General features: G+C 44.7%; 14 protein-coding genes. 9 read left to right on the forward strand and 5 right to left on the reverse strand.

From position 1 onward, the window contains the following. Positions 1–97 precede the first annotated feature (97 nt). Complete coding sequence (locus RJD38_RS17210; protein WP_005593401.1) at positions 98–427, reverse strand: hypothetical protein; 330 nt, start codon at positions 425–427, stop codon at positions 98–100. 141 nt (positions 428–568) lie between these two features. Then, positions 569–2,002, reverse strand: coding sequence for a sodium:proton antiporter NhaD (nhaD, locus tag RJD38_RS17215; protein ID WP_065546703.1), 1,434 nt, complete (start codon positions 2,000–2,002; stop codon positions 569–571). Positions 2,003–2,542: 540 nt separating this feature from the next. Between nhaD and RJD38_RS17220 the strand changes: the two genes are divergently transcribed. The 4 genes from RJD38_RS17220 to RJD38_RS17235 all read left to right on the forward strand — a co-directional run bounded on the left by RJD38_RS17220 (position 2,543) and on the right by RJD38_RS17235 (position 5,445). Then, a complete protein-coding gene (locus RJD38_RS17220; RefSeq protein WP_005593403.1) occupies positions 2,543–3,268 on the forward strand; it encodes a nucleoside recognition domain-containing protein in 726 nt (241 codons plus the stop codon). Further along, positions 3,268–3,735 carry a YjiG family protein gene (locus RJD38_RS17225; RefSeq protein WP_005593404.1) on the forward strand — a complete coding sequence of 156 codons (468 nt, stop codon included), beginning with the start codon at positions 3,268–3,270 and terminating at the stop codon, positions 3,733–3,735. The genes RJD38_RS17220 and RJD38_RS17225 overlap by 1 nt, the downstream gene beginning before the upstream one ends. 9 nt (positions 3,736–3,744) lie before the next feature. Beyond that, positions 3,745–4,869, forward strand: a complete 1,125-nt coding sequence (locus tag RJD38_RS17230) for a M20 family metallopeptidase (RefSeq protein WP_065546704.1) — start codon at positions 3,745–3,747, stop codon at positions 4,867–4,869. A gap of 147 nt (positions 4,870–5,016) precedes the next feature. Then, a complete protein-coding gene (locus RJD38_RS17235; RefSeq protein WP_231893182.1) occupies positions 5,017–5,445 on the forward strand; it encodes a YkvA family protein in 429 nt (142 codons plus the stop codon). A gap of 127 nt (positions 5,446–5,572) precedes the next feature. On the opposite strand, the gene RJD38_RS17240 is transcribed toward RJD38_RS17235, so the two are convergent. Beyond that, positions 5,573–6,877 (reverse strand): dicarboxylate/amino acid:cation symporter, encoded by a 1,305-nt coding sequence (locus tag RJD38_RS17240; RefSeq protein WP_005593408.1) that lies wholly within the window; start codon positions 6,875–6,877, stop codon positions 5,573–5,575. A 426-nt stretch (positions 6,878–7,303) separates the two neighbouring features. Here RJD38_RS17240 and RJD38_RS17245 point away from each other — a divergent pair, with 426 nt between their 5' ends. Next, positions 7,304–7,762, forward strand: coding sequence for a YaiI/YqxD family protein (locus tag RJD38_RS17245; protein ID WP_009733691.1), 459 nt, complete (start codon positions 7,304–7,306; stop codon positions 7,760–7,762). Between the two features lie 335 nt (positions 7,763–8,097). Further along, complete coding sequence (locus tag RJD38_RS17250; protein ID WP_065546705.1) at positions 8,098–8,724, forward strand: class I SAM-dependent methyltransferase; 627 nt, start codon at positions 8,098–8,100, stop codon at positions 8,722–8,724. A gap of 34 nt (positions 8,725–8,758) precedes the next feature. Here RJD38_RS17250 and RJD38_RS17255 read toward each other — a convergent pair whose 3' ends face one another. Together RJD38_RS17255 and RJD38_RS17260 are read right to left on the reverse strand one after the other, a co-directional pair. Further along, positions 8,759–9,214, reverse strand: a complete 456-nt coding sequence (locus RJD38_RS17255) for a hypothetical protein (protein ID WP_065546706.1) — start codon at positions 9,212–9,214, stop codon at positions 8,759–8,761. A gap of 80 nt (positions 9,215–9,294) precedes the next feature. Next, the gene (locus tag RJD38_RS17260) at positions 9,295–9,726 is read right to left on the reverse strand and encodes a c-type cytochrome (RefSeq protein ID WP_005593414.1); all 432 of its coding nucleotides are present in this window, start codon (positions 9,724–9,726) and stop codon (positions 9,295–9,297) included. Between the two features lie 166 nt (positions 9,727–9,892). Here RJD38_RS17260 and RJD38_RS17265 point away from each other — a divergent pair, with 166 nt between their 5' ends. From RJD38_RS17265 to RJD38_RS17275, 3 genes are all read left to right on the forward strand, one after another. After that, positions 9,893–10,522 (forward strand): cytochrome b/b6 domain-containing protein, encoded by a 630-nt coding sequence (locus RJD38_RS17265; RefSeq protein ID WP_065546707.1) that lies wholly within the window; start codon positions 9,893–9,895, stop codon positions 10,520–10,522. Positions 10,523–10,537: 15 nt separating this feature from the next. Continuing rightward, positions 10,538–10,966: a MarR family winged helix-turn-helix transcriptional regulator gene (locus RJD38_RS17270; protein WP_065546708.1), complete on the forward strand. Its 429-nt coding sequence runs from the start codon at positions 10,538–10,540 to the stop codon at positions 10,964–10,966. 116 nt (positions 10,967–11,082) lie between these two features. Then, positions 11,083–11,901 (forward strand): hypothetical protein, encoded by an 819-nt coding sequence (locus RJD38_RS17275; RefSeq protein ID WP_065546709.1) that lies wholly within the window; start codon positions 11,083–11,085, stop codon positions 11,899–11,901. Positions 11,902–11,906 lie beyond the last annotated feature (5 nt).

An 11,906-nucleotide genomic window follows, 5' to 3' on the forward strand; every position in this document is an offset into this window, starting at 1 on the left:
ATATATCCCCATCTTACTTGAAGCGGTAATGCAGCAGATGACAGATTGAACTCCACTCTTGTCACTCAGGTTACGAGTCGGACTGAGCTAGATTTGTTTAGAACATATCTTTTGTCACTTCCTTATCTTCTGCCGCTTTCATGAGTACCTTTTTATCTTCTTCGTGATGCTGCATTTTTGATTTCATTTCATGTTTGCGTTCTTTTATGTCTATGTCGCCTTCATGTTTGTCCATCATTTTATCTTGCTTGTCTTTCATTTCACTCTTCATTTTGTCATGGTTTTCGTCCATAACTTTGTCGCCTTTTTCTATCATCTTATCTTTTGCGGTATCCATATCAACGGCATCTGCGTGATGATCGGCCAGCGCCAATGGGCTAATGAACAATGCGCAAAGAAGAGAAAGTAGAGTGGGGATACGAACCATGGTGAACCTCTCATTGTTTGTTAACACATTACTGAGTATTGACTAAGTTTGAGTGTTTTTCTGCTCATTGAATCAGTTTCACCAATAAGAGTCAGTTAGTTAGTACTAACTGACTAATTATATTGCACTTAATTAATATAATTAAAACAGTGCGCTGTTCATCCATAAGTGGGTGAAGATACTCGCCGCATAACCGAGGGCGATAACGGGCATCCATTTGAGATGACCAAAGAAGGTATATTTACCATGTGCCGCCCCCATTAAGGCCACGCCTGCAGCGGAACCGATGGAAAGCAAACTACCACCGACACCAGCGGTCAAAGTGACCAATAACCAGTTCCCCATCGACATTGCCGGCTCCATGGTGAGCACCGCAAACATGACTGGAATGTTATCGACGATCGCCGAGAGAATACCGACCATAACGTTGGCCCAAATAGGATCCCATTGTAAGTACATCACTTCTGAAACAAGGCTGAGATAACCGATTAAACTCAAGCCTCCAACGCACATCACTACGCCATAGAAGAACAGCAAGGTGTCCCATTCGGCATGGGAAACCCGGCGAAATACATCAAAGGGTACGACCGATCCCAAACGTTTTAAGGCGTAATCATCTCGATTGGCAATCGCCATTAAGGCTTTGCGTTTCAATGAACGAGCGAGGGTGCGGCGTAAGAAAAATCCAAAGAACTGCAAATATGCTAACCCCATCATCATGCCGATGACTGGTGGGAAGTGCAGCACAGCATGGAAGGCAACAGCGGTGGCAATGGTTAAAATGAACAAGCCAACAATTCGGCGAGCGCCGCGTTTTAACTCGACGTGAACATGAGCCACATCTGGTTTGGTTTGCGAAATGAAACGCGACATGATCAAGGCGGGAATAAGATAGCTCACTACGGATGGGACAAAGAGTGGCATAAATTCGGAAAAAGAGACGTGGCCGGCTTGCCAGACCATTAAGGTGGTAATGTCACCAAAAGGACTGAATGCACCGCCAGCGTTTGCGGCCACAACAATGTTAATGCAGGCTAAATTGATAAAGCGTGTGTTATCACCGCCGACTTTCATCACCACAGCACACATCAGTAATGCAGTGGTTAGGTTGTCGGCGATGGGGGAAATGAAAAAGGCCAAAATACCGGTCAGCCAAAATAGCGTACGAAAATCAAATCCTTTACCGACCATCCAAGCTTGCAACGCGTCAAACAGTTTGCGCTCTTCCATTGCATTGATGTAGGTCATCGCCACCAGTAAGAACAGCAGCAATTCAGCATACTCAAGCAAGTTATGCTCAAGTGCGGCTTTGGCGACCTCGATTTGGTCGTGCTGTGAATAGACATAACCTAACATCGCCCAAATCAAACCTGCGGCCAGCAAGACGGGCTTGGATTTACGCAGTTGTAGATACTCTTCGAGCATTACCAAAGCGTAGGCAATGGTAAAAATGAGCAGGGCAATATAGCCAATACCTGACTGAGTTAGGGCTAGGGGGGCGGCATCACTGCCGGAGGCAAAAACACGGCTCGATACGAGCAGTAAGGGGATAAAGATAAGCCATAAGCTTTTCATTACTCAACTCCTTGAGAATTCGATAGGTAGACACTTCCTTGCGCTCGAATCAAAGATTATTGATGCAGTCTCACTGCTTGCTGCATAAGCAATATCTATAGATGTACAGAATCAGTGTTATCCGTTGGCAATGGTGAAACGAAAAAAGTATGACCAAAGGTAAGCACTTATCGTTCTGTCAGTTACATAGTTATTACGTTATTTGAATCATTGTAGAGGGGCGATTTAGCGGCCTCGGCGCGAAAATAAACAACACCTTATACTAGAAAATTTTACCGACATTGTCTGTGAGATAGGTGGGATAAGGCCATCAGCAGTAAAATATTTAATAGATAGCAGCAATTTTATGAATATAAATGATATGCATTGTTATGAATCATCGTCACGCAAACGCCCTATTTATGCGTGATGTCACAAAATGTGACACTAAATTGCAGTTTGTAAACAGAGTTCGTGAGGCATTGATACGGATCAGATTTCTAGCACAGCAATTACCCCAAAATCGCGAGGTCTGTTCCTAAAAATTTTTAAGGTGTAAAAATGTCCACTCCCAATATAGATCGCAAGGTGACATGGGGATGCTATGTCGCACTCGCATTCGCTGTTGTATTTTTCTCAGGTGCTATGCAGTCAAACGAATGGTACGGTGTTTTCGACTTTACCACGCTAAATGGCGCGTTCGGTAGCGTGGCATACGGCGTGCAAGAAACGGCTGATGGTGTTCAAGCGACCATGACATCATTTCGTGGTAAAGGCGGCAGCGGTGCTCGTGATGGTTTCATCTTCGCACTAACGCTAATCCCAACGGTTATGTTCGCATTGGGCGTCATCAATGTACTTGAGCATTACGGTGCACTAGATGCAGCTCGTAAACTGCTTACTCCTCTACTTCGTCCTCTTATGGGCATTCCTGGTAGTTCGGGCCTAGCGCTAATTGCATCACTACAAAGTACTGATGCGGGTGCGGCAATGACACGTCAACTAAAAGACGAAGGTCGTTTAACTAAGCGTGAAACTGACGTATTTACTATGTTCCAGTTCACCGCAGGTGCAGCGATCGTTAACTTCTTCTCATCAGGCGCTGTGCTATTTACGCTAACACTAGCAGACGGCTCTATGGCGGTAACTTCTTCAATCGGTATGGCGGTTGCGGTGATGTTCATCTTTAAGTTTGTCGGCGCTAACTTGTTCCGCATCTACCTAAACATCACAGAAGGCAAAGAAGATAAGAACGAAGAAGCACGTCTACAAGAGGAGAAAGCATAATGAGCGAAGTTAAAGCTAAAAAACCAATGGTTACCGATATTTTTGTTGAAGGCGCTAAGAAAGGCTGGGTAATCGCAACCACTTCTACTGTACCAAACGTGTTGATGGCTTTCGTTATCATTAAAGCGCTACAAATTACCGGTGCTTTGGATCTAATGGGTACGGTTTTCTCTCCGATCATGGCGATCTTTGGTCTTCCTGGTGAAGCAGCTGCTGTTCTAATCGGTGCGTGGATGTCGATGGGCGGCGCTGTGGGCGTAGTAATCACTCTATTTGACCAAGGTATCCTAAACGGTGCACACATTGCGATTCTAGCTCCGGCTATCTACCTAATGGGTTCACAAGTTCAGTACATGGGCCGCATCATGGGTCCTATCGGTACAGAAGGTCGTTACATCCCAGTTATGATTGCTATCTCTGTGCTAAACGCATTTGGCGCAATGCTAGTAATGAATCTTTTTGTGTAAGGATTGATTATGAATTTTTCTCTGAATGAATACCTAGAAGAGCTTCGCCCGCTGATTGATGTGGACTGTGGTACTTATACTGTTGAAGGCATCGAATTTATTGCTACTCAGTTTGAAGCAAAATTTGCTGAAATGACGGGTTGGAGCGTAAAACGTGTTGATTGTGGTAAAGCTGGTCTGGGTCTAGAAATCCGCAACAAGCCGGAAGCAGACGTTATCGATGTGATGATGATTGGTCACATGGATACGGTTTTCCCTGTAGGTACAGCGGCGGCTCGCCCAATGACGAACGATGCTGAAAAAGCGTACGGCCCTGGCGTTTCAGATATGAAATCTGGCCTGCTAAACATCGTTTATGCAATGCGTAATCTAGACCAAGCGGTATTAGACAAACTGTCTATCTGCATCTGTATGAACCCAGATGAAGAGACCGGCTCACTGGATTCAGTTGAGTGGATTCAATCTGTTGCTAAAAATGCGAAAAACGTACTGGTTGCGGAAGCGGCACGTGCGGATGGTGGTTTGGTAAAAGCGCGTAAAGGCATGGCAGGTTACAAGATCACCTTTAAAGGTGTTGCCGCGCACGCGGGTAACGAACCTGAAAATGGCCGTAGTGCAATCACTGAGATGGCAAACTGGATTCTTGCTATCAACGCGATGACTAACTTTGAGTCAGGCACAACGTTAAACGTTGGTGTTGTATCGGGTGGTGCTGGCGCAAACATCGTTCCTGAGCATGCTCAAGCGGTGATTGATGTTCGTTTCTGGAGCAACGAAGAGTACGACGACGTTGATACTAAGCTACGTGCAATGCTAGATACGCCATATGTTGATGGTGTCTCTATCACAATGGAACGTGAGTCTTACAAGCCATCAATGGTGGCAGGCCCACTGACTGAAGCGCTAATGGCATTGGTAGAAGAATCTGCAGACGAGCTTGAAATCGCAATCAACTGGAAAGAAGTTGGCGGCGGTTCAGATGCAAACAACACTGCGATCCTTGGTGTTCCAACGCTAGATGGCTTCGGCCCTGTAGGCGCTGGTTTCCATAGTGATCAAGAATACTTGTTGTTGGAATCTATCGAGCCACGTATCCGTATGTTGATGCGTGTACTTGAGAAGTTAGCAAAATAATTTAGTCATAGCAGTTCCCTTTAATTCAATCCCTCAACTTCGGTTGAGGGATTTTTTTTATCATTAATCTGGCGTTCATCTAACAGCAGGTACACTGTGGCTAATATGGCCAATGTTATAATGATTGTTATTTAGTAGGAGGTAACAATGAACTCCACCATAGAGCCACTCAATGACGGTATCGGTACACAGATAAACATCAATAAAGAATCGATACAGGCAAAGCCCAACGCTCGGCAGGCGACTCCTGATGAACGAACGTTTTGGCGCAAAGTTAAAGGATCGGCAAAAAAGTTGGGAGAAGAGATTGCGGTAACTGGGATTAAATCATGGCTAGCAATGACGGATTCTCAAACCTCGGTACGCCATAAGGCGATACTTGGCGGCGCTCTGGCTTACTTTGTGCTACCTGTCGATATGGTGCCTGATGTTCTCGCTGGTGTCGGTTTTACAGATGATATGGCCGCAATGACACTGGCTGCAAACTCAGTGGGTACGGCGATTACCGACCAACATGAACAAGCGGCGCGTGATAAGTGGCATTCGTTGCATGAATCGTCAGTCAAAGCTGAGTAGTGCGGCGTTAAAATGAAAATCCACCTTAGAGTAAGGTGGATTTTGTTGTTGGGGCATCGCCATGTGCGATAACCATGTTTTGTGGCGAGTCGTTTTTTAACGCTCCGCTCTTTAGCGCGTGGTTGTTTTACGCTTCGCGTTTGGCGAGGTGGACTTCTTCTTCTGAAGCACCCGCTAACGGGTCATTAAAACGTTCTTCGTTCAATGCGCCTTCCGATTTTGCGACGATGATGGTGACTGCGCTATCACCGGTAATATTCACCGCGGTGCGGATCATATCCAACAGACGGTCAACACCCATAATAAGTGCAATACCTTCCAGAGGCAGACCTACTTGGTTCAATACCATCGCCAGCATCACCAGACCGACCCCCGGAACACCTGCGGTGCCCACCGATGCCAATGTCGCCGTTAGAATCACCATTAGGTAATCGGTCATGGTCAGATCGATATTAAACGCTTGGGCGATAAATGCAGTTGCGACACCTTGCATGATTGCCGTGCCATCCATATTGACGGTGGCGCCTAGTGGAATGGTAAACGACGATACGCGGTTATCCACGCCCATGCGATGCTTTGCGGTTTCCATGGTGACCGGAATAGTTGCGTTCGATGATGCCGTTGAGAAGGCGAACATGATGGCATCTTCCATTTTACGTAGGAAGGTAAGTGGACTAAGGCCGGTGAAGCCTTTCAACATCACGCTGTAAGTGACCAAACCATGTAGCAGTAAGGTGCCTGCCAGCACTAAGAAGTACTCAGCTAAGTTGATGATCGCGCTGAGGCCGATGTCGGTAAAGAGCTTGGCCATGAGGAAGAACACACCAAAGGGTGCAAGGTTCATCAAGATCGCAACCAGCTTCATGATCACTTCGTTGAGATCATTAAAGAATGCGGCAATACGCTCACCGGGTTTACCTGCAGCGCTAATCGCAATACCAAATAATACGGCAAAGACGATGACTTGTAGGGTTTTGCCTTCTGCCATGGCACTGATTGGGTTGGTTGGGAACATATCAATGATCACCTGACCAAGCGATGGCGCATCGGCAGATTTAAATGTACCAACGGCGGTCAGGTCTGCACCAGCACCCGGTTGGAATAGTGACCCCATCGTCAAGGCAAGCGTAATGGCTATCGCGGTAGTGGCGATGTAGAAAGCGAGGGTTTTGCCACCCATGCGGCCTAGAGTCGAAAGATCTTTAAGAGAACTGGTCCCACAAACTAGCGATACAAACACCAGCGGGACCACGAGCATTTTCAAACTGGCGACAAAAATTTGTCCGCCGACTTCAAATAATCCGTTTACGATGTACTCGTCGATAAATCCATTATCAGCAAATAGGGCGCGAATGGCGAAGCCCGTCAAGATACCCGCTACCATGCCTAGAATCACGCGGCCGGTTAGCGACATCGGTTTCTTGGTATTCATTTAGAACACTCCTTATCGTTATTGCCCCTCCAATGGGGAGGTGCGGGAGGTTAGCAGTGGAGTTGGTAAATTAAAAAGCAAAAAGGTTGGTTTAGGGTTGCGGATGTGATCTTTATCACCATTAAAATGCGATTGATAACAAAATTTTATCTATTTTAAAAAATAAATTTATCAAAATAAACGTAAGCGCAGCAAATGTTATAGGTGGCTAACCAGAAACGAGCCATTTTGGTGGCTTATAGAGCGGCAAGAAGTAACTAAGTGAATGAAATAATTCCTTCTTTAAGCTCTATCTTCCTTTTTTATTGATCGAGGCTAAACGGTTTACACAAGAGTAGATATGCGTGCTAATGGATAAGTAACAACCGTGAGACAAAAGCGTCCTCAACCGTTACAATTTGGCCAAATAAAAAAAGTGGAATGACTATGAAAATCTGGGTTGATGCCGACGCGTGTCCGGTTGTGATTAAAGAGGTATTGTTTCGTGCTGCGCAACGTACCGGAGTTGAAATCACTTTTGTAGCGAATCAGTATATTCGTACGCCAGCGGCAGCAAACATCACCAGCTTGCAAGTAGAGGCTGGCTTTGATGTTGCGGATAACGAAATTGTGAAACGTACCGAAGCAGGGGACTTAATCATTACTGGTGATATTCCGTTGGCCGACGAGGTGATTACTAAAGGAGGGCATGCCCTCAGTTCTCGTGGTGAGCTGTTTACTAAAGACAACATTAAATCGCGTCTCAATATTCGTGATTTTATGGAAACCATGCGCAGTAGTGGTATTCAAAGTGGCGGTCCAGCGCCAATGAGCCAAGCGGATCGTCAGCAGTTTGCCAACCAACTCGATAAGTGGTTGGTGCAATGGCAACGAGCACAAAAATAACCCTAGAAGCAATCAATAAAGTGTGGTCATAAATATAAGTCTTATACCCTGCTATGTAGCTGGATATAAGACTTATTAGCTCGTTCATTACTCGCTAGCTATTTCAATCCTAAGTAATTTTTAAACCTATCTCTTACCTACCTTGTTAAGTGCACCTCTAGGCTGCTCATCTGTAAATCGTCATTCCGGTGCTACAAATTTGGGGCTTGGTCTCATTTTTTAACCTACTCGCTGATTCGAACGTTATCTATTTGTATTGTGGTGAAAAAATAAAAATTAGAATATTTTTTAAGCAATGTGGCATTTTGTAATTTGCGATTCCAAGGAGTGAAAGAGTGGAAAACAAATGGGAAGAATTTGCCAGAAATTTTGAGGCGAGCAACAATTACGTGGTTGGCCTAAAAGAGATCCAAACGGTCAAAACACGCTTGCGTCAGCATCATGATTTAGGCGCGGTATTAGAGCTCGGCTGTGGTAATGGAACCTATACTGAAAGTCTTATCGACGCCAGTGATAGCATCGTTGCCACTGACTTATCTTTGCCAATGCTTGAAGTGAGTAAAATTCGCTTTGAACACCAAGCTAAAGTGATTGTCGAGCAAGCAGATTGCTTTGCGCTGCGCTATAAAGATCAATCCTTTGATACCGTCTTTATGGCCAACTTACTTCATGTTATCCCCAATCCAGTGCATGCGCTGCAAGAGTGCATGCGGGTACTCAAACCTGGTGGAAGAATCATCCTCATCAGTTTTACTCTGCACGGCATGACCTTTTGCAATAAATGGGCACTGAAATATCGATATTTACGTAAATATGGCATCAAGTCAGCGAATAATACTGTGATGACCCCCGTTCTGGCTCATGAACTTGCAGCGACTGCTGGCTTCCAAAATGTCATCACGGACTTATTAGGCAAACGAGTTAAAGCGGTATACCTGCTTGCGGAAAAACCGGATGAGTAGCGTAGCTGGATGATGAGCTTTTTAATGTTCTGCTTTATTTTCTGATCTTAGGCTTTTTGATCGTTAACCCGTCACGAATATTGAGTGCCATTAAGGTTAAATTTATCGAACCAGCAATCAATTCTATTCCCTGTATAAGGTAAAAATGTTGATCAAATAGCCCTTGGCTCGCCAATACGTTGAGATACATTGCGCACGGTAGCAAGATGAACAAGCCATTAACGGCAATAATCGGCATGCGCTTCTTTTTACGACCAATTGGGCCGACACCACTTTTAACCTTTGGTGCCATTTTCGATCCAGTTATCCCTGTCATAGCCATTAGTGGGAGCAACCCCCAGACCGCCCAAGAAATGTAATATTTGACGCTCGCCACGGTAGCATGATCGGCAAAAAGTTCGCTAATTAAAGAACTGCTGAAAAAACTGGCGATCATAATAAAGGCTAAAACTGCGCAGGTTTTGTGTAGTGTAACCAATGATTGTTTCATCGATAGGTCCTCTCATCTTGTTAGATAGTGTCGCGTTATTGGCGTAGTACTATGAGTGTAATGTGATTCTGCGTTTTCATTTACCAACGAGAGCGATAGGTGCGATGACAGGCTCTACATGTCTGTTGCGCTGCTTCAATGCCTTGCTCAGCAAGATCCACATTGTGCTCTTTTGTTGCTCTGTAGAGCGTTTCAAAGCCTTGATCCATTTGCTGCATCAATTGATTAAATTCGTTTGGTTGTTGCCAAATCTTGTCACTCGCTTTACTGCCTTCTTGGCTCCCTTGGGGAAAGCTTTGCTGCAAGCTCTCACTCATTTCTTGTAGTTGTATTGCGCTAATCTCAACCGTTAGCCAGTCCGTTTCAAGGCCATCTAAATGTTCAGTCGCTTCTTTAAGCTGTTGTTCGATATGAGTAAATGCTTCTTGACGATTCTTTATCAGTTGAGAATCGCTACTTGCTAGAGCAATACAAGGGGTCATTAGTGCGATGAGTATTAGTTGGATTTTCATGATCTCATTCTCGTGATTCAGTGAAGTTGTTAACAGGGTGGCACATAATTTACACAACAATAGTTGCGGCCGCAACTATTGTTGTGTAAATTATGTGCCATTGCAGCTTGGGTGCAAATTGAACGGGCAACTAAGTATCTGAATAGAAGAGTAATTGAGGTTTAATATGAAAGTTTGGGATTTAGCAACACGCCTATATCACTGGTTACAAGCACTGCTGTTTATCGCTTTACTCGTGAGTGGTCACTCTGGCAATGGTCCGCATGTGCAGTTGGGGCTTGCACTGTTAACGCTAATTTTATGGCGATTGATTTGGGGTTTTGTCGGCAGTGAAACCAGCCGTTTCCGCTACTTTGTCTCTTCGCCGATCACCAGTTTAAAATACGCCGCTGGCCGAGTTACCGCGAAAGTGGGGCATAATCCACTTGGTGCATGGATGGTACTTAGCCTACTCTCAGCCTTATTAATTCAATGTATTTCTGGTTTAGCCCTTGCGGGTTTATTGGATGGCCTTCCACTGGCTCATCTATGGTTAACGGATACTATTTTTGAGTTATTGGTACAGGCACATGTGATGCTAGCGGATATTTTACCCGTACTGGTCGGTGTGCATCTTGCGGCGATTTTAATCTATAAATTGCGTGGCAAAGGATTAGTAAAGGCGATGATTACCGGAGTACAAAGCCATGTTGAAGCTGTTCAGCCAGTGGCTTTTGTCTCGCAAGGTTATGCATTTTTGATGCTAGTTGTCGCGACATTGGTTACCATGGCAATAATTGCTTTATCAATGATTTAAACAACGGTCTGAACAATGAGTGATAATTTTGATAGACAGTCTAGCTTTGGTTGGATGATCAACGTGGTGGCTGGCAAAGCGGAAAAAATGTTTGATGCGGAGCTAAAAAAACATGGTTTAAGTGTCGCACTATGGCCAACCATGATGTGTCTGTGGGAAGAGGAAGGGGTGACTCAGCGAGACATCGCTGCGAAATCCAAAGTGGAAAACTCCACCACCACTCGTACACTCGATAAGCTTGAGAATCTCGGGTTGGTTGAGCGTCGAGCCGATCCACATAGCCGCCGCTCATATCGTATCTACTTAACAGAGCAAGGCCGGTCTTTGAAAGAACAATTATTGCCGATTCCAGTGGCGGTAAATCAGACCATGTTGAGTAGTTTAAATGATAAAGAGCAACAGCAAATGATCGCTCTATTACAAAAAATGGTTGCGGCGGTGTAGTTATCGTGGTCAATCAGAGTGACTTATTAAGGTGATAATTAAGTAAACTGCAAGGTTTACTTTTTGTGCGGTAATAGTATGATGCGCGCTAATTATTTTGCTGATGTGCCATAACTTTGATTAAACGTAGCTTACTGACCACTTTATTGACCTCGCTGTTTTCCTTTTCTGCGCAGGCTGATTCTTTTTCGCTGCCTATTTGGAAGGATGAGGCGGAAGCGTTGGGCTATGAACTGCCAAAAGCAGTGGGTTTTAGCCTGAGTTATATGACGTTAGAGCAAGGTATTAGCGTTGACTCGATAGAGTTAACTGGAATGCCATTACTTGATTTTTTAGGGCTTGAATTAGAGGCCGATGACGGTATACAGAAAACGGAAGTGATGACTTTACGTGCTGACGCGTGGTTATTCCCGTTTCTTAACGTATACGGGTTAGTCGGTATTTTGGAAGGCTCCTCTAAAACTGAAGTTTCGATTAAGAAGCGGAATAGTCGTTCATCGCCAAATAAATTTGATTTTAAATTAGATCTTGAAGGCTATACGGCAGGAGTTGGTTTTGTTCTGGCTGGTGGTTACAAGAATGTATTTGGCTTGGTTGATCTAAATTACTCAAAGACCAAGCTTTCGATCATTGATGGTGAAATTGATGCTATTGTGATTTCACCACGTCTTGGTTACGACCTTACTAAACATGGCGTACCGATCCGCTTATGGGCCGGTGCTATGTATCAAGATGTAGAACAGACCCTGAAAGGTAATTTAGATGATATTGCTCCTAACATGCCAGGTGGATTTACTGTCAAACAGCATCTCACCACCAAGTGGAATCCTCTGCTTGGGATGCAATATCAAGTGACAGACAGTTGGTACTTGCTCGGTGAAGTGGGTTTAGGCGATCGTAAAAGTGCCTTCCTCTCGATCGACCATCGTTTCTAATCAAT

Origin of the sequence: Vibrio scophthalmi (assembly GCF_040869025.1) — a bacterium.
Taxonomy (GTDB): Bacteria; Pseudomonadota; Gammaproteobacteria; order Enterobacterales; family Vibrionaceae; genus Vibrio; species Vibrio scophthalmi.

Coding starts and splice junctions, on each gene's coding strand:
- RJD38_RS17210 (WP_005593401.1), bottom strand. CDS start 427: ATGGTTCGTATCCCCACTCTACTTTCTCTTCTTTGCGCATTGTTCATT.
- nhaD (WP_065546703.1), bottom strand. CDS start 2,002: ATGAAAAGCTTATGGCTTATCTTTATCCCCTTACTGCTCGTATCGAGC.
- RJD38_RS17220 (WP_005593403.1), top strand. CDS start 2,543: ATGTCCACTCCCAATATAGATCGCAAGGTGACATGGGGATGCTATGTC.
- RJD38_RS17225 (WP_005593404.1), top strand. CDS start 3,268: ATGAGCGAAGTTAAAGCTAAAAAACCAATGGTTACCGATATTTTTGTT.
- RJD38_RS17230 (WP_065546704.1), top strand. CDS start 3,745: ATGAATTTTTCTCTGAATGAATACCTAGAAGAGCTTCGCCCGCTGATT.
- RJD38_RS17235 (WP_231893182.1), top strand. CDS start 5,017: ATGAACTCCACCATAGAGCCACTCAATGACGGTATCGGTACACAGATA.
- RJD38_RS17240 (WP_005593408.1), bottom strand. CDS start 6,877: ATGAATACCAAGAAACCGATGTCGCTAACCGGCCGCGTGATTCTAGGC.
- RJD38_RS17245 (WP_009733691.1), top strand. CDS start 7,304: ATGAAAATCTGGGTTGATGCCGACGCGTGTCCGGTTGTGATTAAAGAG.
- RJD38_RS17255 (WP_065546706.1), bottom strand. CDS start 9,214: ATGAAACAATCATTGGTTACACTACACAAAACCTGCGCAGTTTTAGCC.
- RJD38_RS17260 (WP_005593414.1), bottom strand. CDS start 9,726: ATGAAAATCCAACTAATACTCATCGCACTAATGACCCCTTGTATTGCT.
- RJD38_RS17265 (WP_065546707.1), top strand. CDS start 9,893: ATGAAAGTTTGGGATTTAGCAACACGCCTATATCACTGGTTACAAGCA.
- RJD38_RS17270 (WP_065546708.1), top strand. CDS start 10,538: ATGAGTGATAATTTTGATAGACAGTCTAGCTTTGGTTGGATGATCAAC.